Here is a 23,017-nt window from a genome sequence, read left to right on the forward strand (position 1 = left end):
ATTGCCACGGTCTGTTCCGTCATGGTCGGGGAAGGAGTGAAGCGTCAGATACTTCAAACCTACCCTGTTCCGGGCGGAACAGATTTCTTTTTGCCCCAGCTTTAGTACCCCGCAACTTGGGTTAGCTTGGCAAAACGGCCCGTTTGCCGGTATCTTGGGGCTGATTTGTCCCGGCGGGGCTCCTGCCTTGCGCTGCCGCCTGATTCGTTAGCCGCCCGATGTTTCTCACCCAATTCCTCGACGAGCTGCTCAGCCACGGCGCCGTGGCCGTGGCGCGCCGCCCCGATACCTTCGAACCGGTGGATTTGGAAGCGGCCACCGTGCTGCTCACCGATTATCACGCCGACGACGCCCTGCACCTGCCCCACCAGGCGCCCGCCTTCGAGCCCGCCGCCGCGCTCTGGGCCGCCGAGTACCTCTACTTCACCGTGCAGCTGACCCTGGTGCGCGAGCTGGACGCGGCCGTGGTGGCCGAGCGCCTGCCCGACTACCCCGGCGAACTAACACCCGCTGCCCTGTACTCGGCCGATTTGCTGCTGCGCTACCTGCCCAACCTGCTCAGCCTCGCCCGCGGCCTGGCCCCCGACGACGTGCTGGTGGCCCGCCTGCAGCGCCTGGCCGGGCGCTGGCCGCTGTCGTTTGTGGGCCACCCGGGCCCGGCCGAGGAGGCCGCCGAAGCCCAGGTGCTGGCCCACCCCGCCCTGCGCCAGGAATACGTCGACCGCATCATTCAGGCCCAGGACCAGGCCCGCGCCGCCCGCCCTGCCCTGCGGCCGCTGGTGCACGCTGCGCTGGGCAGCCACGCCGCCCGTCTCTGGCCCGATTTCCACGCCTTTGTGCTGCCCGCCTAGCCGGCGCCCTCTGCTGCTACCACCGATATTACCGCTTAATTCCAACTCTGCGCACCTCCGCGTCTCTTCTGCGGACCTCTGCGAGCAACCAATCTATCGGCAGAGCCTCTACTCGCCCGAACCCCATGCCCGAAGAATCCACTACTCCCTGGCCGCTGGTCGACAAGCTCAACCTGGTAGCCCGCCACCTCAAAGCCACCTTCGTCGGCAAGGACGACATCATCGATCTGCTGTGCCTATGCCTGGTGGGCCGCGAAAACCTGTTCCTGCTCGGCCCGCCCGGCACGGCCAAATCGGCGCTGGTGCGCGCCCTGGCCCAGCGCCTGCAGGGCCGCACCTTCGAGTACCTGCTCACCCGCTTTACCGAGCCCAACGAGCTGTTTGGCCCCTTCGACATTCGCCGGCTGCGCGAGGGCGAGCTGGTGACCAACACCGAGGGTATGCTGCCGGAAGCCAACCTCATCTTCCTCGACGAGCTGCTCAACGCCAACAGCGCCATTCTGAACTCCCTGCTGATGGTCTTGAACGAGCGGGTGTTCCGGCGCGGCCGCGAAACCCGCCCGCTGCCGGCCCTGCTGATGGTGGGCGCCAGCAACCACCTGCCCGAAGACGAGGCCCTGCACGCCCTATTCGACCGTTTCCTGGTGCGCGTGCACTGCGACTACGTGGCCCCCGACGCCCTGGCCCAGGTGCTCGACGCCGGCTGGAGCCTGGAGCGCCGCACGGCCGACGATGCGCCCAGCATCACGGCCGAGGACGTGCTGACGCTGCAGGCCGCCGTGCCCACGGTGGATGTGCTGGCCGTGCGCCCGCAGTACGTGGAGCTGATCAGCCAGCTGCGCCTGGCCGGCATTCCGGTGTCAGACCGGCGGGCGGTGAAGCTGCAGCGCCTGCTGGCGGCCTCGGCCCTGCTCTGCCAGCGCACCGCGGTCATCCCCTCGGATATGTGGGTGCTGCGCTACATCTGGGACTCCGACGAGCAGCGCGAAGTCATCGGCGGCATCGTGGATGCGGTGGTGCGGGCCGACGAAGCGCCCGGCCAGCACCCGCGCGCCGCCGGCCAGGACGCCCCCGACGCCGACGCCATCCTGCGCGAAGTGCAGCTGCTCACGACTCAGTGGGACGAGCCCGCCACCTCCCCGGCCGAGCGCACCGCCATCAAGGACCAGCTGCGCTACCTGCACGGCCGCAGCCAGTGGCTCCCGAGCGACACCCAGCGCCAGTACGTGCAGGAGCCCCTCGACGCGCTCTGGCATAAAGTGCTGCAGGCATGAGCACCCCGGCTTCGCTGACCGAGCGCGTGCTGGTGCTGGCCGCCGACCTCAACGCCCTGGCCGAGGTGCGGCCCCTGCCCGGCCTGCGCGCCGCCGCGGCCCCCGACGGCCGGCTGTGGCTGCGCGGGCTGCCCGCCGCCGGGGAGCTGCCGCTGGCCCTGCGCCGCCTGCCCGCCGCGGCCGCCTACGTCCTCGACGCGACCGGGCGCCTGTTCCCGCCGGGCCGCCTCACGCCCGTGGGCCAGCTGCCCGCGCTAAGCTGGCAACCCCTGCCCGCCCTGCTGCCCGTGGAGCTGCCCACCGCTGCCCTGCCGGCCCAGGGCGCGCCCACCTACCCGGTGCGGCTGCTGCCCTCCGCGCGGGCCGAGCCCGGCGCGGCCCTGCTCACCACCTTGCCCGCGTGGCTGCGCTACGCCGAAGCCGCCCCCGAAATCCGCCTGCGGGCCCTGCGCTTCGCCGCCGCGGCCGACGGGCGCGTGCTGGTGCAGGGCGAGCCGCTGCCCGCCCTGCCCGGGCAGGAGCACTGGCAGCCGGCGCCGCAGTTGCTGCTGCCCGCCGGCTTCGCCTTCGAGAGCCCGCTGCTGGCCCAGCTGCTGCCGCGCCAGCTCCACCCGGCCGGCGACGCCCTGCTGCTCTTCGCCGCCGACGGCAGCTGGGAGCCGATTCCGCTTGTTCACCTGCAACCCGCCACCCGCAGCGCCGTGCGCCTCACGGCCCGGGGTCTTCGCCATGAATAATCCTGCTTCCGCCATTCCGTCCGACAGCGTCCTGGCCCGGGCCTACTTCAGCGCGCCCCCGCTGAACTACTGGCGCTGGGCCGAGGGGGGCGAAATCGTGGAGTGGCGGGGCGGCGACACCATCTGCTACCGCGAGGAGCTGCAGGTGGTGCTGGAAAACCTGGCCCCGGCCGGCCTGCCCCAGCTGGGCGCGGTGCTGCTGCTGCTGGCGGCCTGCTCCGGCGCCTGGGCCCGCTCGGGCGGGGCCGCCGCCCTCGACGAGCTGCGCCGCGACGCCCGCGCCTGGCCCGACGACGGCTGGAACCTGCGCCGCGCCACCGCCCTGCTCGAAGCCGTGGCCGCCCTGCCCGCCGAGCTGCGCACCGGGCCGGCCAAGCTGCACCTGCTGCGCACCCTGCTGGCCGACCCCGCCCACACCGCCTTCGAAACGCGCCACCCGCTGATAGCCACGCCCGAGCGCGCCCGCCTGGTACTGCACGAGTGGATCAGCGGCCGCCTAAGCGGGCCCCTCATCGTCTCGGTAACGCCCCAGCCCGAGCTGCTGCAGCAGGTGCGCGCGGATCTGCCCGCGCTGGTGGCCGCCTGGCAGCGCATTGCCGACGGCAGCGCCGATGAGTCGGTGCAGAAGCTCACCCACCTGCTGCGCACCGGCGTGGTGCAGCCGCCCGCGCCGCTCACCCAGCCGGTGCTACCCGCCCCGCCCGCGCCCAGTGCCGATTTGCTCAGCCAGCTCAGCCAGGATGCGCGCACCTATGGCTTGGCCCGGCTTACCCAGCGCCTGGTGGCCGCCCTGCACATTCCGCGGCACACCCGCGAGGTGAGCGAGCAGCCCCTGGGCGGCGTGGCCGACGTGACCAACCGCGGCTCCTTCGACCGGCTGCTGCTCAGCGAGCTGGCCCACGACGACCTGACCCTGCTGGCCCGCCTGGCCGGCAACGAGGCCCTGTACCTGCGCCGCGAGGCCCCGCCCACCCAGGACGTGCGCCCCCGCCTCATCCTGCTCGACACCACCCTGCGCCTGTGGGGCGTGCCGCGGGTGTTCGGGCTGGCGGCCGCCCTGGCCTGGGCGCGCCTGGCTCAGCCGGCGCGGCAGCGCGTGCCGGTGGCGGCCTGCGCCCTGGGCGGGCAGCAGGCCGAGCCCCTGGATTTGGAGTCGTTTGGGGGCGTGGTGGCGGCGCTGGCTCGGCTGGATGCGGCCCCGCACTGCGCGGCGGCCCTGCCGCTGGCCCTGGCCCGCCCCGAGGCCGCCGGCGCCGACGCCCTGCTGATTACGGCCGCCGAGCTGCTGAGCCAACCCACTTTTGCCGCCGCCCTGGCCGCGGCCAGCCCGGGCCTGCGCTTCCTGCTGACGGTGGACCGCAGCGGGGAGCTGCAGCTGCACGAGTTTCTGCGCGGCGGGGCGCGGGTGCTGCTCAGCACCACCCGCCACGACCTCGACGCGCTGCTCTTCGCGCCCATGCCCACGCCGGTGCCCGCCGCCCGGCCCCTCACCCTGACGCCCGCCCTCCCCGGCGAGCCGGCCTTTCTGGCTCAGCAGCCCGCCCCGCTGCTCTTCCCCACGGGCGGACTGAAAGTGTCGCCCAAGACTGCCTTCTTCCACCCCCAGCTGGGTTTGTTGGGCGTCAGCCAGCAGCAGCGGGTGCTGTACTGCCCGCGCCGGGAGCAGGGCGCCCGGGAGCTGCTGGGCTACCTCGAAGCGGGCCAGAACTACTTCGGCTACGACGCGCCCAGTACGGTGTACGTGCTGGTGCACACCGGCCCGCAGCTGGTGTTCTACAGCTTCGCCACCGACAGCGGGCAGGTGGAGCGCGTGGAGCTGGAAGAGGACGTGCTGGCCACCAAGCCGCTCACCCAGGTGACCTACCTGCAGGGCTGTTTTTACCTGCGCTTTGGCGACGGGTTCCGGGTGCCGGTGGGCGTGACGGTGTTCGACTGCCGCCGGCGCCACGTGGTGGTGCGCCACACCGGGCCCTTCCCCAAGCCCGAGCGGCCCGGCTTCACTATTGACCGCGGGCAGCTGAAGCAGTTCGCCAACAACGGCTACAGCACCCTGCAGAACCTGAGCCGCTTGCGCCTTAGCCCCGCGGGCGAGCTGGCCATCGACGGCCGGGCGCTGCGCCTCGGGCCGGTGCGGCCCGGCACCGAGCCGCACCTGCAGCTCTACGACATGACGCCCGACGCCCACCTCAGCCACCCGGCCGAGCCCGGCCCGGCCCGGCAGCTGCTCGACAACCCCCAGCTGCACCTGCGCCCTCACACCTGGCCCGACGGCAGCCAGGCCTTCGTGGACACGCGCGGCCTGCTGCACCTGCGCAGCGCCGACCCCGCCCTGCCCGACGTGCCCCTGGTGCTCATCATCGACCGGCCCACCGCCGCCTGGGCCGCCGACGGCACCGTGTGCGGCCCCGACTACTTCACCGGTCCCGACCCCGCCCTCCGCCTGCCGGCCCCGCAGTTCTACGAGCAGTATATTCAACCCTTTATCCGGCAGCTGCAGCAGTAGGCGAAGTAAACCTGAACGTCATTAAGAGCCAAAGGCGAAACATCTCGCCGGCTAGTAATCCTCTCGGTTGGATTACTATCTGCCATCAGCCCGCGAGATGCTTGGCTCACGCCTTCTTCCAGTTCGGCTACGCCTCTGCATGACGGTCTAACCGCCCCAACTCCTACCCCCATCCCCCCCATCCCCTCTTACCCTATCCCTATGCAGCTCACTCTTCGCCCTACCTCTGCGGCCCAGCGCCCGGCCTGCGCGGCCTTTCTGCGCGGCACCGATGCCGGGGCCTGGCTGCGCGAAATCGGCCGCTGGGGCCTGCCGGCGGAGCAGCTGAGCTGCTACCTGGTGCCCGAGTCCATCCGCTCGGTGCGGCCGGCGGGGCTGCTGGTGGTGGCACCCGACGGCGCCCCGCTGCCCGCCGACGTGCTGGAGCCCTACGGCGTGGAGGCCGGGCGGCTGTACGTGCCCACCCACGCCACCATCTGGCCCGCCACCGCGCCCGAGGAGCTGCGCGCTGCCCTGCTGTGGCCGCGGCAGCTCTGGCACCCCGCCCTGGGCCTGGTCGGCTTCGAGGAGGCGGATGCGCTGGACCTGACCGCCCTGCTGAGCTACCCCCCGCCCCGCCCTACCGACTGGGGCCGCGCCCTGCCCGGCCGGCCGCTGCGCCCGGCCCTGCAGCGCCTGCAGGTGGAAGCCCCCTCGGCCGAGCAGGTAATGCAGACCATGCAGCAGCAGGTGGCCACGGAGTCGCTGTCGGCGCTGCCGCCGCGGGCCGACGAGCCCGGCCCCGGCCTACCGCTGCTGGCCGGGCTGCGCCGCGGCTTGCTGCGCGCCGGCCTGGCCGTGGTGAGCTGGCTGCAGCGCCCGGGCCGCGGGCCGCGGCCGGGAGCCGGCCCCTCGCTCTGGCGGCCGCTGCTGAACTTTGCGCTGGCCGTGGGCGGTGTAATCCTGGGTATGGGCCTGCTGATCTGGCTGGTAAGTGCGTTTGCCGACGGCGGCTCGGGAGCGGGCAGCGTGGCGGCGCTGCTGCTCATTGCCCTGCTGATTCGGTTGCTGATGCTGATGGCCGACGCCCGGCAGGCCCGCTCCGATGCTCCCGCGCCAGCCCCGCAGTATGGCGGTGGTGGCAACGGTGGTGGTTCGGGTGCTGGCACGGGCGTGCTCGGCCGCCTGGGCCGCTGGCTGGGCGCTAGTCTGGAAGGGCTGGAGAAGAAGCGCAACGCGGAAATCGAGCGGCTGCTGCGCCTGTTCGGCGACAACGTGGACGAGGCCCTGCGCTACGCCATTCCGCTGGGCGGGGCCTACCAGAACCGCGGCACCGCTCCCGCCTCCGATACCCTGGGCCCGCGCAATACCACGTTCAGCCTCAGCGGCCTGGGCGGGGGGCGGCGCGTGGATGGCTGGGACGTGGACGCCTACGAGCAGGACCTGCGCCGCCAGTACCTGGCCGCCGCCGAGCGGGAGGTGCAGGCCGGGCGCTACCAGAAGGCCGCCTACATCCACGCCCACCTGCTGGCCGACTACCACCGCGCCGCCCAGGTGCTGGAGCAGGGCGGCTTCTTCCGCGAAGCCGCCGCCCTCTACAAGGACCACCTGCACAACCGCCCCGCCGCCGCCCAGTGCCTGGAGCGCGGCGGCCTGCTGCTGGAAGCGGCCGAGCTGTTTGCCGAGCTCAAGCAGCACGAGCGCGCCGGCGACCTGTACCAGCGCCTCGACCAGCCCCGGCTGGCCGCCCGCCACTACGAGCGCAGCGTGGAGCACCTGCTGGCCGCCGACGACCACGCCGAGGCTGGCCGCCTGCTCCAGCACAAGCTCCGCGACGCCGACCGCGCCCGCGCCGTGCTGCTGCAGGGCTGGGCCGCCGACCGCCAGCCCGAAACCTGCCTGCGCCGCTACTTCACCGACCTGATAGCCACCACGCCCGAAGCCGACCCGAGCGCCCACGTGCGCCGCATCTACCAGCAGCACACGCCCGCCCCGCGCCGGGTGCCGCTGCTGCAGGTGCTGGCCCACATCAACGAGCAACACCCCGACGCGGCCCTGCTGGCTACCTCCCGCGAGCTGGCCTACGAGGTGGTGGGCGCCGAAGCCGCCGCCGGCCGCACCACCCACCTGGGCCTGCTCAAGACGTTTTTGCCCGACGACCGGCTGATCGGCGCCGACGTGAGCCGCTATACTACGGCTCGGCAGCGCCGCCCCAGCGAGGCGTCGCCCACCGCCAGCCTGCAGGCCCCGCAGCTCGATGCCAGCATTAGCTGGCGGCACGCGGTGGGCCACCGCCAGCAGTGGGTGGCCGTGGGCCTGCGCGACGGGCGCCTGCACCTGGCCCGCGGCAACTGGTACGGCCACGTGGAGTACTACAGCTGGACCACGCCCGTGCCCGACAACGAGCTGGTGCCCCTGCTGCTGAGCGACGAGCTGCACAGCAGCCGCATCCTGCTGCGCGTGTCGGTGCCCGGGCTGGCCTTCGACGCCAAGCTGCTGCCCCAGAACAAGTACTTCCCCCAGAGCCTGCGCGTGGAGTGCCCGGCCTGGCTGCCCGCCTGGCCCACCCGCGTGGCCCTGCTGCCCGACGACGAGCTGGCCACCCTGCACTTTCACGACGGCCTGCTGCAGCTGCAGCCCTACAGCGCCGAGGGCCAGCTGCGGCCCGCCCGCACCTACGAGCTGCCCAACGCCGACGCCCGCGCCCACGCCGCGGAGCGGCCCGGCTGGCCCTGCGAAATGCTTTACCGCCAGGGCAGCTTCTTCACCTACGCCGACCAGTGGCTGCTGCGCCTGCTGCCCGACGGCAGCTGCCATGCCCAGGAGCTGCAGGGCAGCGTGCTGCACCTGGTGGCCTCGCCCTTCGCGGCCACCCTGCGTCTGGGCGCCGTGGCCGAGGAAGGCCTGGTGGTTTGGACGCCCGACGCCGCGGGCTCCGAAGTCGAGGAGTATTGCCCGGAGGAATTCCCCAATATTTCCGATCTGCAGTTTGTGGGGCCCCAGCACGTAGTGGCGTTCCAGCTGAACACCAAGGAGTACGACCTCCCGAGCTACCTCTACCAGTTCACCCCGGAGCCCGACGGCCCCACGCTGCTGCGCACCATCGAGGAGGAGGCCGTGGCCGTGCTGCCCACCCTCGACCGGCAGCGGTTTGCGGTGCTCACCATGCAGGGCCAGGTGACGCTGCACACGCTGGCCGGCGCCTAGCTGAACTGTCCTCGGATTCCGGCCGTGGTTTTTGGGTGAACCGTCTGGGCTATTGCACCGGCTCTGGTGGACCGGTCGGCCCTTGCTGGCCGCCGGACGGGGCTGGGGTGGCGGCGCCGACCAAACCTTTCCGGCCCAAACGGGTAGTTGGGGCTGTACCCGGCCGGCTTTCGGCCGCTTTCTTCTGCTTATGCCCACGCTCCGCCAACGTCTGCTCCAAGGCCTGTACCCGCTCATCATGCGCCTGACGCGCTCTAGCCCCCGGGGCCGGGTCCTGAGCAGCCCCCAGCCCCTGCCGGCCCCGGTGCCCTTTCACCAGCTCAGCGGCACGCTGAACTCGGGTAAGCCCTTTTCCTTCGAAGACCTGAAGGGCAAGCAGGTGCTGCTGGTGAATACGGCCTCCAACTGCGGCTACACCGGCCAGTACCAGGAGCTGCAGCAGCTGCAGGAGCAGTTCGGGGAGGACCTGGTAGTGCTGGGCTTCCCGGCCAACGACTTCAAGGAGCAGGAAAAAGCCGACGACAAGGCCATTGAGCAGTTCTGCCAGGTCAACTTCGGCGTGTCGTTTCCGCTGATGAAGAAGAGCGTGGTGGTGAAAAACCAGCAGCAGAACCCGGTGTACCAGTGGCTGACCGACGCCGCCCGCAACGGCTGGAACGAGCACGCCCCGGAGTGGAACTTCGCCAAGTACCTCGTCAGCCCCGACGGGCGCCTGACCCACTACTTCGGCCCGGCCGTGTCGCCGCTGAGCCCGGAGGTGACGGGCCGCATCCGGCCGCGCTAGGTGGTCGGCAGCGCGGCCATCCGTTGGCTACGCTGACCGCCCAACGGCTACAATCTTGTAAGCCGGGGGCGGGCATTGTGTACCACCGCCGCGGCGGGGCGGCCGTACCTTTGTATAGGCCCAGTGCGCTACTGCCCGCGGCCCTTTTCTACCCTGATTTCGCCATGACTACCCTGCGCTTTAAAACCAACATCAACTGCGGCGGCTGCGTGAAGGCCGTGACGCCCACCCTCGACGCGGCCCCGGCCATTCAGAGCTGGCAAGTCGACACGGCCAACCCGGACAAGCTGCTGACCGTCGTCGGGGAGCTGACCCCGGCCCAGGTGGTGGAGCTGGTGAACAAGGCCGGCTTCCAGGCCCAGCCGGCCCAGAGCTAACGGCGGCTCCCAGCGGCCCGCTACGCGCCCGGACCCTGCGTCCGGGCGTTTTTGCTTTGAGCCCCGTGCCAGCCGAATCTTGCAAGTGCCGGCCGGAATCCTGCACATCCGAAGCCCGCCGCCCGCGGTTATACTACTGACTACCGACTTAACTCCGGCGGCCCCGGCCGCCCACTTGCTATGAACTCCGAACCCCTCACGGCCGCCCCGCGCCGGACCGGCCGCCCCGCCCCCACCCGGCAGGTCACGGTGCCCATCAGCGGCCTGAGCTGCGCGGCCTGCGCCGTCAGCGCCGAATCCATGCTCAAGGCCCAGCCCGGCGTGGCCACCGCGGGCGTGAACTTCGCCAGCCAGACGGCCGCCATCGAGTACGACCCGGCCCAAGTGCAGCTGCCCCAGCTGCGGGAGGTGCTGCAGCCGCTGGGCTACGAGCTGCTGGTCGACGAGGACAACGCCCAGGAGCAGCAGGCCGAGCTGCAGCGCCAGCACTACCAGACGCTCAAGCGCCACACCTGGCTGGCCGGACTGCTGGCCCTGCCGGTGGTGGGGCTGGGCATGTTCGGCATGGCGGTGCCGGGGGCCAACTGGCTGATGCTGGGGCTGACGTTGCCGGTGCTCTGGCTGGGCCGGCGCTTCTACGTGGGCGCCTGGCGGCAGGCCCGGCACGGTCGCGCCAACATGGACACGCTGGTGGCCCTGAGCACCGGCATTGCGTTCTTGTTCAGCACCTTCAACACGATATATCCCGAGTTCTGGCACCGCCGCGGCGTGCACCCGCACGTGTACTTCGAGGCGGCGGCCGTCATCGTGGCCTTTATCCTCCTGGGCAAGCTGCTGGAGGAGCGGGCCAAGGCCGGCACCTCGGCGGCCCTCAAGAAGCTGATGAACCTGCAGCCCAAAACCGTGCGCGTCATCGGCCCCGACGGCCGGGAAGAGGAAATACCGGCCGCCCAGGTGCGCATCGGGCAGGAGGTGCTGGTGCGCCCCGGCGAGCAGGTGCCCGTGGACGGCGCAGTCACCAGCGGCACCTCTTACGTCGACGAAAGCATGATCAGCGGGGAGCCGGTGCCGGTAGCCAAGCAGGCCGGCGCCCGGGTTTTTGCGGGCACCGTGAACCAGAAGGGCTCCTTCCGTTTCCGGGCCGAGCAGGTGGGCAGCGCCACGGTGCTGGCCCAGATTATCCGGCTGGTGCAGCAGGCCCAGGACAGCAAGGCCCCCGTGCAGCAGCTCGTCGATAAGGTGGCGGGCATCTTCGTGCCGGTGGTGCTGGGGGTGGCCCTGCTCAGCTTCGGGGTGTGGCTGGCCTTCGGCGGTGAAAACGGGCTGACGCAGGGTTTGCTGGCCCTGGTGACGGTGCTGGTCATTGCCTGCCCCTGCGCCCTGGGCCTGGCCACGCCCACGGCCATCATGGTGGGCGTGGGCAAGGGCGCCGAGCAGCACATCCTCATTAAGGACGCCGAAAGCCTGGAGCAGGGCTACCGCGTCACGGCCGTGGTGCTCGACAAAACCGGCACCATCACCGAGGGCAAGCCCGAAGTAACCGCCCTGCACTGGCTAGCCCCCGAAGCCGAGCAAGCCGCACTAACGGCCGTGCTGCGGGCGGTGGAGGCGCAGTCGGAGCACCCGCTGGCCGAGGCCGTGCTGCGCCACCTGCCCGCCCCCGCCGGCCCCGCCCCCACCCTCTCGGATTTTGCCAGCGTAACGGGCCAGGGCGCCACCGCCCGCAGCCCGCAGGGCGAGCAGTACCTGGTGGGAAACCGCCGCCTGCTCGAAGCGCACAACGTCGCGCTCGACGCCGCCACCGAAGCCCGGGCCACGGCCCTGCAGCAGCAGGCCCAGACGGTTATCTACTTCGCCGACGGGCGCCGGGTGCTGGCCGTGCTGGCCATTGCCGACCGCGTGAAGGACACTTCCCGCGCCGCCGTGGCCCAGCTGCTGCGCCAGGGCCTGCAGGTGTACCTGCTCACCGGCGACAACCAGGCTACCGCCCAGGCCGTGGCCGCGCAGGTGGGCATCCAGGAGTTTCGGGCCGAGACGCTGCCCCAGGACAAAGCCGCCTTCGTGCAGCAGCTGCAGGCCCGCGGGGAAGTGGTGGCCATGGTCGGCGACGGGATAAACGACGCCCAGGCCCTGGCCCAGGCCGACGTGAGCATGGCCATGGGCCGCGGCTCCGACATTGCCCTGGACGTGGCCAAGATGACGCTCATTACCTCCGACCTCGGGCTGGTGCCCCGGGCCCTGCGCCTGGCCCGCCGCACGGTGCAGACCATCCGCCAGAACCTGTTCTGGGCCTTTATCTACAACCTCATCGGCATTCCCGTGGCCGCCGGCGTGCTCTACCCCGTCAACGGCTTCGTGCTGAACCCCATGCTGGCCGGCGCGGCCATGGCCCTGAGCTCGGTATCGGTGGTGCTGAACAGCCTGCGCCTGCGGGCCGCCCGGCTGTAGCGGCCCGGGCCGCGCGCTGAATAACTCCGGGTCACCCGCGGCTCATTCCCACCGACCAGCCGCGCGTGCATCTGCCGCGCGCTGAATAAGTCTGCCCCCCCTCTCGGACGCTCAAACCAATCTGCAGGGCCGGCAATGAGCCAGCCTGGGCTCGGCGTTTACTGGTGCCTACTTCACCACGAAGCGGTGGGTGGCGGGGGCTTTGTCGTCGGCCTGCAGGCTGAGCACGTAGGTGCCGGCGGCCAGGCCGGCGGTGGGCACCTGCACGGCGTCGCCGCGGAACGACTGCCGGCTGAGGGTCTGGCCGGCCACGTTGCGCAGGGTGTAAGTGGCCGTGGTGGCCGGGGCCGCTAGCTTCACCTGCAGCACCTCGCCGCCGGTAGCGGGGCTGGGGTACACCGAGAACAGCTGGGCGGCCCGGGCCACCTGGGTGCCCGTGACGGTGGTGTAGAAGTTACCGCCGTAGTCGCGGGCCCGGTCGCGCCAGATGGTGTGGTAGTGAATCTGGTTGCGGTAAACTACCCCGCTCTGGCAGGCAAACTCAATCCACACGTTCGGCCCGTCGATGCGCACGTAGTCGCCGGTGGACGTCAGGTTGCCGGTGCCGGAGTAGGCAATGTAGGTGTCGGCCAGCTGGGTGCGGTAGTAGGCCAGCAGGCTGGCGGCGGTGGCGTCGTCGGCATCCTGCACCCAAGGGGCCATGGCGGCCACTACCAGGTCCTGCTGGGCCGTGGTGAGCTGGCTGCACTGCAGGCCCACGCGGGTGGCGGGGAAGTTGCCGTCCTGCCCCGGCCCCAGCACGATGTCGTTGAAGGTCTGGGTGAGGCGGGCGGTGCTGCGCTGGGCGGTGGTCAGCCCGTTGAGCATGGCCAGCATGGCGGAGGCCTCGTTGCTGAGCGGGGCGCAGGCCGTGCCGGTCGGGAAGACGTTGGCGTTGGTCGTGGTGAAAGTCAGCGGCTCGGTGGCTTCGAACTTGGGCGTGGGCCCGGTCACGTAGCCGTTGCTGAAGGTCATGTTGGTGGCCAGGTGGTGGCCGCCGAACTGCAGCATCCAGGTGCCGGTAGTGCTGGGCGTGCCCAGGAAGGCAATCAGGTAGATGCCCGAGCCGTAGGCCGAGCCCCCGCCGTTGGCCGTCAGGTTGTCGTCGGCGGCCCGGATCTGCTGCACCTCGTTGAACCCGTCGCCGGCCACGGTGCCGGTGGCGGCCTGCACCACGGCCAGGGCGGCGGCCTGCTGGGTGGCGGTGAGGGTGCTCAGCTGCAAACCCAGGCGGCTGCCGGGGCTCACCGGCAGGTTCGACCACTTCTGCACGTTGGTGGCGTTGAAGGTCTGCACCAGCGTGGCCTGCTGGCTGCTGCTGAGCGTGGCCATAAAGGCGTTGGCGGCCGTCACCACGTCGGCCACCGAGGTGGTGGTATTCACGTCGCGCACGCCGGCTACGCGGGCGGCAGCGGCCGGCGCCAGCGTCACGGTGGCTTCGGTGGCGGGCGGGGCGAAGAAGTCGACGACCTTTTCGTAGGCCGAGGCGGCCAGCAGCAGCGGCGCGACCAGGACAAGTTTATTCATGGAGAAAGGCAGGGTAAGCGTGGTACATGCAGTGAATGGGAGAAAATCGGAGGAGGGGCTACCAGCCCGCGGGCGGGGCCGGGGCGGCTTTGCGGCGGCGCCGGTAGCTGAGCCCGGCCGCCAGGGCCAGCGGCACCAGCAGCCCGGGCGCCAGGGCCGCCGCGCGCTCCACGGCCGCCGAGAAGGGCGTGGTGTCGAGCAGGGTACGCTCGGCTATCCAGGCCAGGGCCGCCACGGCCGCGCACACGGCCCCCACCACGCGCAGCAACGAGTAATGGGGCGTGCGGCTGAGCAGGATCAGCCAGGGCATGGTCAGGGCCACCACGCCGAGCTGCATCAGCTCGATGCCGAGGTTGAAGCCCAGAATGCTCAGGGCCAGCGGGCCGGCTGCCAGGTGCAGCCCGCTGAGGGTGCTGGCGAAGGCCAGGCCGTGAATCAGCCCGAAGCCGGCGGCTACGTAGGCCTCGCGCCCGGCAAACAAAGGCCGCAGCGCGTGCCCGGCCGATACCAGGATGGACACGGCAATGAGCACCTCGACCGGCTGGGCGGGCAGCTGCAGCCAGCCCAGCGCCCCGGCCAGCAAGGTGAGCGAGTGGCCCAGGGTGAAGGCCAGGGTGATGCGCAGCAGGCGGCCCAGGCTGTAGCGCAGCCCGCCGAAGCGGCCCCAGCGCCCGGCCGCGGCCAGCAGCGGGGCGGGCAGCAGCAAAGCCAACAGAAACAGCAGGTGGTCGGGGCCCTCAGCAATGTGGCGCATGCCCAGCAGCACCATGCCGCGCAGGCCCGCTCCCCAGCCACCGGCGGCCAAGCCCTGATCCACCACCAGCGGCGGCACCACGTTGTTGCGCACGTCCAGCCGAATCACGCCCACCTCCGTCGGGGCCTCGTCGCCCACGCGGCCGGCGGCCCAGTCGCGGCGCACCGACACCAGGATGACGTGCGTGGCGACCTGGTGGATGATGGCGTCGTAGTGCAGGGTGAAGGCGCGGGGGCTGGCCCCGGCCGGCGGCAGCAGCCAGAGCTGGGCCGTCAGCTCCTGGTAGGGGCCGGTGGCGGTTTGCTCGGCGGCCTGCACCCGCAGCTCCCCCACGCGCACCGTCCAGGGCCGGCCGTCGGGACTCAGGGGGCGGGTGTGCTGCTCCAGGTAGCGGCGCAGCGCCGGGCCGTGGTCGGCCACCAGGGTTTCGGGGTGGCCGGTCAGGCCGGGGCCGAAGGCGGGCGCCAGCTCGCTCAGGGGCAGTTGCAGCTCGGCCGCCACGCCCCCGGGCTGCAGGTCGAGCACCAGCAGGGAGTTGGGCATGGGGTGGGCCGCCAGCGGCTGGCCCAGGCCAAGCAGCAGCAGGAGCAGGCTGGCCCACAGCGGCCAGCGGCGCGGGCCGAATCGGGGTGCGGGGGAAGTCATCGGCATGGTGCGAGCGGCGAAAAACATATGCGGAGCGCGGACGCGGGTCATTTATAGATAAGGGGTTGTCGGGCGCGGCCGGGGCGCTTAGCGGTAGGCAGCCACCCAGCCGGTGAGCACCTCGCCGGGCGTGGCCGTGAGGCGCTGCAGCTGGTCGAGCTGAGCTTCGCTGAGCAGCAGGCGCAGGGTTTCGGCGGCGGGTACTTCGGCGTCGGCGGTGTCGCCGGCGGGGGCGGCCAGCAGGGTGCGGCGCAGGGCCAGCGCCTGGTGGGGCTGCAGGTGCAGCTCGTTGGCCAGGGCCCGCAGCAGCTGCTCGGGGGCGCAGTCGAGGGCGGCCAGCGGCGAGAGGTTTACGGGCATATCGGAGTAGCCGCGGGGGGCGGGCACTTCGCGGTCGGCCAGCTGGGCCCGGGCCGGGCCGGCGGCTACCAGCAGGAGGGCAACGAAGAGCAGGCGGAAGCAGGCGGGGAGGTTCATGGCGTCGTCGAAGGCTAAAAGCAGGCGGCAGGAGCGCCGCTGCTGGTTTGAAATTGCACCCGCTTTTGGCCCGGCGCGCAAGGCGTTAGACCAGCCCCGTTTTTGTCCCGACTGCTTATTGAATTCTGCCGATAAGCCCGGCGTGGCCCCCGCTCCTGCCGCCGGGCCGTCGTTGGTCGATTCAGCGGCCCGGTTCGTCGGTTGTGGCCCGGCCGTGGGCGCGTTTTCCTCGAATCAGGTGCTGCCGCTCATTAAGCGTCGGTCATTCTGAGGCCACCCGCACGTCATCCTGAGCAGAGCGAAGGACCTTCCTCTAACCCCGCACCGCCGCTGGTGCCAACGTGCAGGCGTTTTCCGTTAAGTGCAGTCCTGTAGCAGCATAGCCAATGACGGTGGTAACATGGTTTGTCGTTTGAGCAGAAAGCGGCAGCACTTCGTAGGCAGCGGCGGTGCAGGGTGCGAGGAAGGTCCTTCGGCTACGCCTCAGGATGACGGTTTTTCTCCCCGCTCCTGCCCCGCCTGCCGCTCCCGGTTCATCCCCACCCGCGGGGGCTTCGTCCCGGCTTTCGGGCATTCATCCCCCAAAATCCGGCACTCAATCACATTGGCTGGGCGGCGGCCGGGGGCGGGGGTAGTTTTGTATCGTCGCCGGTCTGCTGCCGGCTCCCTGCCTATGAAACCCCAGCTTTTCTGTTTAGCCGTTATCAGTACCATCGGGGCGCCCCTGCTGGCGCAGGCCCAAACCCCGGCCGAAGTTCCCGCGGGCCAGCGCCCGGCCGGTGCGCCCGGTAGTGGCGCCCCCGGCGCCGGCCGCCCGGCGGGTATGCCCGGCGCCGCGCCGGCCGCCCAGTCTGCGCCCCAGGGCAGCGGCCGGCTCACCGGCACCGTGCTCGACGCGGGCAACCAGCAGCCTGTGCCCTTTGCCACGGTGGCCCTGCTCAACGCCGCCGGCAAGCCCATCGACGGCAGCGTGGCCGACGACAAGGGCAAGTTCAGCATCAACGGCATTCCGGCCGGCACCTACACCGTGCAGATCAGCTTTATCGGCTACAAGACGCTGGAAAAGCCCGGCCTGAGCTTCACCGACGCGGGCGAAACCCAGAACCTGGGCTCCATCGCGCTGGCCTCGGCGGCCCAGCAGCTGGGCGAGGTGGTGGTGCAGGGCCAGCGCAGCCTGGTGGAGGAAAAGGTAGACCGCACCGTGTACAACGCCGAAAAGGACGAAACCACCCGCGGCGGCGACGCCACCGACGTGCTCAAGCGCGTGCCGCTGTTGTCGGTGGACTTGGACGGCAACGTGTCCTTGCGCGGCTCCTCGAACATCCGGGTGCTGATCAACAACAAGCCTTCGACCATTGCCGCCAGCAACGTAGCCGACGCGCTGAAGCAGATTCCGGCCGACCAGATCAAGTCGGTGGAAGTTATTACCTCGCCCTCGGCCAAGTACGACGCGGAAGGCTCGGGCGGCATCATCAACATCATCACCAAGAAGGACAACCTGCAGGGCAAAACCCTGGATTTGCGCACCAGCGTGGGCTACCGCAGCGCCGACCTGGGCCTGAACTCGGGCTACCGCACGGGCAAGATGGGCTTCTCGCTGGGCGGCGGCCTGCGCACGGGCTACAACACGCCCGGCTCCTTCGAAAATACCCAGCTCACCACCGACCCCATCGACGGCACCCAGCGCCTGACGACGCAGCAGGCCGATACCCGCCGCCAGAACCTGGGCGGGCGCGTCAACTTCGGCTGGGACTACGACATCAACAAGCAGAACTCCCTCTCCTTCGGGGCCCAGCTGGGCCTGCGCAACGGGCAGAACTACCAGGACGCGCTGCTCACGCGCACCTACGAGGGCAGCACCGCCGCCGGTACCCTGCTCAGCAGCACCCTGCGCGACGCCACCAACACCGACCGCACCAACAACCTGGATCTGAGCCTGAACTACACCCACCTGTTCAGCAAGCCCCAGCACGAGTTCAGCCTGCTCACGCTGTATAGCCGCACCAACGCCACCAACGACTTCACCAACACCGTTTTCGACCCCGACACGGACGCGGTGACGCAGCGGCTCAAAAACCAGAACGACAGCTACAACCAGGAAGTAACGGTGCAGGCCGACTACCAGGTGCCCATCGGCAAAAGCCAGCTGCTGGAGCTAGGCGCCAAGGACATCATGCGCCGGGTGCGCAGCGAGTACACCTACCTGCTGGCCGACGGGGCCACCGGGGAATTTCAGCCGGTGCCGGGCTCCTCGCTCACCAACGTGTTCAACTACAACCAGAACGTGGCCGCCGGCTACCTCTCCTACACGCTGAGCTTCCTCAAGAACTACTCGCTGAAAGCCGGGGCGCGCTACGAGTACACCACCATCGACGCGGACTTCCAGACCGGGCAGACGGTGCAGCTGCCCAGCTACGGCGTGCTGGTGCCCAGCGTGAACCTCTCGCGCAAGCTGTCGAACGGCGACATGGTGAAAGCGGCCTACAACCGCCGCATTCAGCGCCCCTCGCTGCAGTTCCTGAACCCCAACATCCAGGCGGCCAACCCGCTCAGCGTCACCCAGGGCAACCCGGCGCTGGAGCCGGAGTACACCAACAGCTACGAGCTGTCGTACAGCACCTTCCTGAAGGGCACCACGCTTAACTTCAGCACCTTCGCCCGCAACACCACCGGCTCCATTCAGCCCGTGCGCGAGGTCGACGGGGCCGTTATCCGCACCACTTACGACAACATCGGCACCGAAAACGCCTACGGGCTGAACGTGTTTGCCAACGTGAACCTGGCGGGCAAGCTCAGCCTCAGCGGCGGCCCCGACGTGTACTACGCGGTGCTGCGCAACAACGCGGGCAATTCGCTCTTCAGCGCCAGCAACCGGGGCTGGGTAGCCAGCGGCCGCCTGTTCGGCTCCTACAACTTCACGCCCAAGTGGGGCCTGCAGTTCTTCGGCTTCTACCGCGGCCGGCAGGTGCAGCTGCAGGGCTACCAGAGCGGCTTCGGGGTGTACAGCCTGGGCCTCAAGCGCGACCTGTGGGACAAGAAAGGCAGCCTGGGCTTCGGCGTCGACAACTTCCTGACGCCTACCTACAAGCTGCGCAACTCGGTGGAGTCGCCGCTTATTGCCCAGAACAGCGTGAATACCATGCAGATGCTCGGCTTCCGCGTCAACTTCAGCTACCGCATCGGCAAGCTCACCACCGCCCCCACGCAGCGGCGCAAGAAGTCGGTGAACAACGACGATTTGAAGAGCGGCGGCGAAGGCACCGATACCTCGGGCGGCACGCAGCAGGGCGGCGGCCGGCCCTAGGGCTAGCTCCCCTCCTCAGATGAGGAGGGGTTGGGGATGGTTCAAAAACTAGAGCTAAAAATCGTTCTGATGAAAGGTCAACCACCCCTAGCCCCTCCTCATCTGGGGAGGGGAACTAGCTTTAGCCTCTAGCTTCCTTTTTGGCGCTTCTTCCAATGACCCAAGCCCCCGCCACCTACCACCTGAGCGCCCGCCAGAAATGGAAGCTGGCGCTCAGCCTGGTGGTCATCTACTTCCCGATTCAGACCTACCTGAATTTCCCGGAGTGGCACCGCAACTGGGACGAGCTGCTGCGCTCGGTGCCCGTGCTGCTGGTGCAGGTGGTCATTATGCTGGGCTTCTACTTCATCTGGCTGAACCTGGTGGAGTGGATTCAGCAGCGGCTGTTCGGCTGGTTCGGAGAGGATTTTCTGCTGGAGCTGAAGCTGCCGGCCCAGCTGGCCACGCTGCTGGTATCGGCGGTGCTGGCGGCCGGGTTCATCGTGGTGTATACCACCTTGCTGCGGGGCTTTTTCCATTTGCTGCCGCAGCTGCGCTCGGGCCGGCCGCCGGGCCTGACGCCGGCGCACCTGGCCCTGCACCGCCGCGCCAACGACGGGTTTTTCCTGATGCTGATGCTGTCGGCCTTTTACCTAGTGGCCAACAGCCGGGCCCTGCTGCGGGTGCGCGCCTTCCACGCCCGCACCCAGCAGCTGGAAAACGAGAACCTGCAGGCCCGCTTCGCCGCCCTGAAAAGCCAGGTGAACCCGCACTTTCTGTTCAACAGCCTCAGCATCCTGTCCTCCCTGGTGCACGTCGACGCCGACCTCTCGGAGCAGTTCATTGAGCAATTGTCGCGCGCCTACCGCTACACCCTGGAGCAGCGCGAGCATGACGTGGTGCCGCTGGGCACCGAGCTGGACTTTATCCGCGCCTATACCTTCCTGCTCAACATCCGCTTCGAGGACAAGTTTGAGGTGCGCGTGGACGTACCCGAGGCCGCCCGGCAGGCCTACCTGGTGGCCCCGCTCACGCTGCAGCTGCTGGTGGAAAACGCGGTGAAGCACAACACCATGTCGCGGGAGCAGCCGCTGCTGGTGCAAATCGAGCTGGCCGGCGACACGCTGCTGGTGCGCAACTCCCTGCAGCGCCGGCCGGCCAGCTACCCCAGCACCGGCGTGGGCCTGGCCAACATTCACAACCGCTACCGGCTGCTGACCGAACGCCTCGTGAGCGTGGGCACCACCAACCGGGAGTTTATCGTCCGCATTCCCCTGCTGCCCGCATGAGAGTCCTCATCATCGAAGACGAAAACCTGACGGCCCGCCGCCTGGAAGGCCAGCTGCGCAAGTACGACCCCAGCATCGAAGTGCTGGAGCGCCTGCCCTCGGTGGCTTCGGCCGTGCAGTGGCTGCGCCAGCACCCCGCCCCCGACCTTATCTTCCTCGACATTCACCTGGAAGACGACCTGGGCTTCCGCATCTTCGAGCAGGTGCAGGTGTCGGCGCCCATCATCTTCACCACCGCCTACGACGAGTACATGGTGCAGGCTTTCAAGGTCAACGGCATCGACTACCTGCTCAAGCCCATCAACTACGAGGAGCTGACCGCCGCCCTGGCCAAGTACCAGCGCCTGCGCCAGCACTTCACCCCCACCGACTTGCCGGCCCTGCTGCGCCTGGTGAGCCCCGCCGCCCCGGCGCCCGAGTACAAGGACCGGTTCCTGGTATCTGTCGGCACCAAGCTGCGCAGCGTGGACACGCAGGAGGTGGCCTACTTCTGCTTCGAGGAGGGCGCCACCCTACTGGTCACCCGCCCCGGCCAGCGCCTGGCCGTCGACTACAGCCTCGACAAGCTGGGCCAGCTGCTCAACCCGCGGCAGTTTTTCCGGGTGAACCGCCAGTACCTCGTGAGCCTCAGCGCCATCGACACCATTCACCACCACTCGGCCGGCCGCCTGGAGCTGGAGCTGCAGCCCGCGGCCCGGCAGCCCGTGCTGGTCAGCGTCGACCGGGCCTCGGAGTTCAAGGAGTGGCTGGGGCGGTAGCCGTTTATTAATACTGGAAAGCCCGTTTCTGAGCCAGAAGCGGGCTTTTTTTGTAGCCGTTCCTTTTATTTTTTACCTGATAATCTGCAGGATATCGATTGGCAACGTCCAGCCAAGGCCAATTAATCAAACTTGCTTAAGATAGTACCTTGCATAACAAGGTTGCGGTAATATATTTGTGCCGCTGGCTCTGCCCTGGGTGCCCCGAGCTGGCAGGAATCCGGCCGAAACCTGCTTCCAGAGCCTGTGAACCAGCTTTTTGGCCGCGCCAGCCTAGACTCTGCCGCTCCAAACAAGCCGGGGCCTCAGCAGCCCCCGCCGCGGCTCCCGACTGCCACCTGAAACGCGGGCCGTGGCCCGCCTCCGCCTCCACTTATTCCATCCACTACCCATGAAACAAACGCAGCTCCCCCTCTGGCTCCGCACGGCCAGTCTCGTCTTCCTTCTGTTAATCAGCACCATTGGGCGCAGCCGGGCCCAGTCGGCCGCTTCCGACAGCGTGGACGCGCTGGTGCGCCAGGCCATGCAGCAGCTACGCATCCCGGGCCTGCAGCTGGCGGTGGTGCGCCGCGGGCAGGTCATCAAGCTGGGCAATTACGGCCTGGCCAACGTGCAGGACTCGGTGCCGGTGACCCGGCAGACGCGCTTTTTCCTGAACTCCATCACCAAGGCCTTCGTGGGCGTGGCGGTGGTGCAGCTGGTGGAAGCCGGCAACCTCGATCTGGCCGCGCCGGTGGGCCGCTACCTGCCCGAGCTGCCCGCCGCCTGGCATCCCGTAACGGTGCGGCAGCTGCTCACCCACACCTCCGGCCTGCCCGACATCCTGCCCGAGGACGCGCTGGTGACCGAAAACAACGAAAAAGCCGCCTGGGCCCAGGTGCAAACCCAGCCGCTGGACTTCCCCGCCGGCCAGCAGTTCCGCTACAACCAAACCAACTACCTGCTGCTCGGCCAGCTCATCGACAAGCTCAGCGGCCAGCCCTTCGCGCAGTTTATCCAGCAGCGGCAGCTCGACGTGGTGGGCATGCCCCGCACCAGCTTCGGCGACGCCCACCACGTGCTGCCCCGCCTGGCCCGCGGCTACACCTTCACCCAGTACCTCGACGGGCGCCCGCGCCGCGGCAAGGAAATGCGGAACCTGTTTGAGGTGTTTCCACCACCCCTGCGCACCGCCGCGGGCATGAGTTCCACGGCCGAGGAAATGGCCCGCTGGCTGGTGGCCCTGCAGCAGGGCAAGCTGCTGCAAACCAGCAGCCTCACTACGCTCTGGACGCCCGGGCGCCTCACCGACGGCTCGCAGCGCAGCTTCGGCGGCAAGCTCACCGGCTACGCCCTGGGCTGGCCCACCGTCGACCGGCCCGAGCACCGGGCGGTGGCCCCCGTGGGCGGCGGCCGCTCCGCCGTGTTCCTCTACCCGAATGATGATCTGGCCATCGTGGTGCTGACCAACCTGCAGGGCGCCAGCCCCGAGCGGTTTATCGACGAGCTGGCCGCCTGCTATTTGCCTGACATGCGCGTGGCCGACGGCTTTGGCCTGCCCCCCACCCTGCGCGCCCTGCACCGCACGCTGAATCAGCGCGGCTTCAGCCACCTGGAAGAAGAAGTGAAGAAAGCCCGGCGCCGCGACCCGGCCTACGCCCTGCCCGAAGCCGCCGTCAACGCCTGGGGCTACAGCCTGGTAGGCCAGCAGCGCCTGACCGACGCCCTGGCCGTGTTTCAGCTCAACGTGCGCCTCTACCCCGGCAGCGCCAACACCTACGACAGCCTGGCCGAAACCTACGCCGCCCTGGGCAACAAGAAGCTGGCCACCCAGCACTACGCCCGCGCCCTGCAGCTCAACCCCAAGAACCGCACCGCTGCGGAGTACCTGCAGCAGTAGCGGCCTAGGGCCTTCATGACGCCATTCCGAGCAAGGCCGCGGAACCGGCGGAAGGCGGAGCTGATACCACGGTCTGCTGGCAGAACGTACATTTTAGACCGTCATGCAGAGGCGCAGCCGAACCGGAGGAAGGCGTAAGCCAAGCATCTCGCTTGCTGATGGCAGGTGGTAAAACCCTGACGAGGAATTACTATCCGGCTAAACAC

The 23,017-nt window shown here is 69.4% G+C and carries 15 protein-coding genes; 12 read left to right on the top strand and 3 right to left on the bottom strand.

From position 1 onward, the window contains the following. Positions 1 to 218: 218 nt before the first annotated feature. The 8 genes from EJV47_RS14450 to EJV47_RS14485 all read left to right on the top strand — a co-directional run bounded on the left by EJV47_RS14450 (position 219) and on the right by EJV47_RS14485 (position 12,160). Entirely contained in the window at positions 219 to 851 is a 633-nt protein-coding gene (locus EJV47_RS14450; RefSeq protein ID WP_126693879.1) for a hypothetical protein, read from the top strand. 125 nt (positions 852 to 976) lie between these two features. Then, positions 977 to 2,125 carry an AAA family ATPase gene (locus EJV47_RS14455; RefSeq protein WP_126693880.1) on the top strand — a complete coding sequence of 383 codons (1,149 nt, stop codon included), beginning with the start codon at positions 977 to 979 and terminating at the stop codon, positions 2,123 to 2,125. Continuing rightward, positions 2,122 to 2,862: a hypothetical protein gene (locus EJV47_RS14460; protein ID WP_126693881.1), complete on the top strand. Its 741-nt coding sequence runs from the start codon at positions 2,122 to 2,124 to the stop codon at positions 2,860 to 2,862. The genes EJV47_RS14455 and EJV47_RS14460 overlap by 4 nt, the downstream gene beginning before the upstream one ends. Beyond that, complete coding sequence (locus EJV47_RS14465; protein ID WP_126693882.1) at positions 2,855 to 5,365, top strand: hypothetical protein; 2,511 nt, start codon at positions 2,855 to 2,857, stop codon at positions 5,363 to 5,365. Before EJV47_RS14460 ends, EJV47_RS14465 begins: the two co-directional genes overlap by 8 nt. A gap of 201 nt (positions 5,366 to 5,566) precedes the next feature. After that, positions 5,567 to 8,551: a hypothetical protein gene (locus EJV47_RS14470; RefSeq protein WP_126693883.1), complete on the top strand. Its 2,985-nt coding sequence runs from the start codon at positions 5,567 to 5,569 to the stop codon at positions 8,549 to 8,551. A 190-nt stretch (positions 8,552 to 8,741) separates the two neighbouring features. Then, positions 8,742 to 9,335 carry a glutathione peroxidase gene (locus EJV47_RS14475; RefSeq protein WP_126693884.1) on the top strand — a complete coding sequence of 198 codons (594 nt, stop codon included), beginning with the start codon at positions 8,742 to 8,744 and terminating at the stop codon, positions 9,333 to 9,335. 164 nt (positions 9,336 to 9,499) lie between these two features. Then, complete coding sequence (locus EJV47_RS14480; protein ID WP_126693885.1) at positions 9,500 to 9,712, top strand: heavy-metal-associated domain-containing protein; 213 nt, start codon at positions 9,500 to 9,502, stop codon at positions 9,710 to 9,712. Positions 9,713 to 9,892: 180 nt separating this feature from the next. Continuing rightward, entirely contained in the window at positions 9,893 to 12,160 is a 2,268-nt protein-coding gene (locus EJV47_RS14485) for a heavy metal translocating P-type ATPase (protein ID WP_126693886.1), read from the top strand. Between the two features lie 168 nt (positions 12,161 to 12,328). Here EJV47_RS14485 and EJV47_RS14490 read toward each other — a convergent pair whose 3' ends face one another. Genes EJV47_RS14490 through EJV47_RS14500 form a run of 3 tightly spaced genes read right to left on the bottom strand, consistent with a single transcriptional unit; the run spans position 12,329 to position 15,602 of the window. Then, entirely contained in the window at positions 12,329 to 13,726 is a 1,398-nt protein-coding gene (locus EJV47_RS14490; protein ID WP_126693887.1) for a DUF3500 domain-containing protein, read from the bottom strand. Positions 13,727 to 13,784: 58 nt separating this feature from the next. After that, positions 13,785 to 15,152: a HupE/UreJ family protein gene (locus tag EJV47_RS14495; RefSeq protein WP_243651169.1), complete on the bottom strand. Its 1,368-nt coding sequence runs from the start codon at positions 15,150 to 15,152 to the stop codon at positions 13,785 to 13,787. A 60-nt stretch (positions 15,153 to 15,212) separates the two neighbouring features. Then, positions 15,213 to 15,602 carry a hypothetical protein gene (locus EJV47_RS14500; RefSeq protein WP_126693888.1) on the bottom strand — a complete coding sequence of 130 codons (390 nt, stop codon included), beginning with the start codon at positions 15,600 to 15,602 and terminating at the stop codon, positions 15,213 to 15,215. A 673-nt stretch (positions 15,603 to 16,275) separates the two neighbouring features. Between EJV47_RS14500 and EJV47_RS14505 the strand changes: the two genes are divergently transcribed. From EJV47_RS14505 to EJV47_RS14520, 4 genes are all read left to right on the top strand, one after another. Continuing rightward, positions 16,276 to 18,906: a TonB-dependent receptor gene (locus EJV47_RS14505; RefSeq protein ID WP_243651170.1), complete on the top strand. Its 2,631-nt coding sequence runs from the start codon at positions 16,276 to 16,278 to the stop codon at positions 18,904 to 18,906. Between the two features lie 155 nt (positions 18,907 to 19,061). Next, positions 19,062 to 20,174: a sensor histidine kinase gene (locus EJV47_RS14510; RefSeq protein WP_126693889.1), complete on the top strand. Its 1,113-nt coding sequence runs from the start codon at positions 19,062 to 19,064 to the stop codon at positions 20,172 to 20,174. Continuing rightward, entirely contained in the window at positions 20,171 to 20,932 is a 762-nt protein-coding gene (locus tag EJV47_RS14515; RefSeq protein ID WP_126693890.1) for a LytR/AlgR family response regulator transcription factor, read from the top strand. Before EJV47_RS14510 ends, EJV47_RS14515 begins: the two co-directional genes overlap by 4 nt. 391 nt (positions 20,933 to 21,323) lie before the next feature. Further along, on the top strand, positions 21,324 to 22,811 hold the full coding sequence (locus tag EJV47_RS14520) for a serine hydrolase domain-containing protein (protein ID WP_126693891.1): 1,488 nt from the start codon (positions 21,324 to 21,326) through the stop codon (positions 22,809 to 22,811). Positions 22,812 to 23,017: the final 206 nt, after the last annotated feature.

This window comes from Hymenobacter gummosus, from assembly GCF_003970915.1.
Lineage (GTDB): Bacteria > Bacteroidota > Bacteroidia > Cytophagales > Hymenobacteraceae > Solirubrum > Solirubrum gummosum.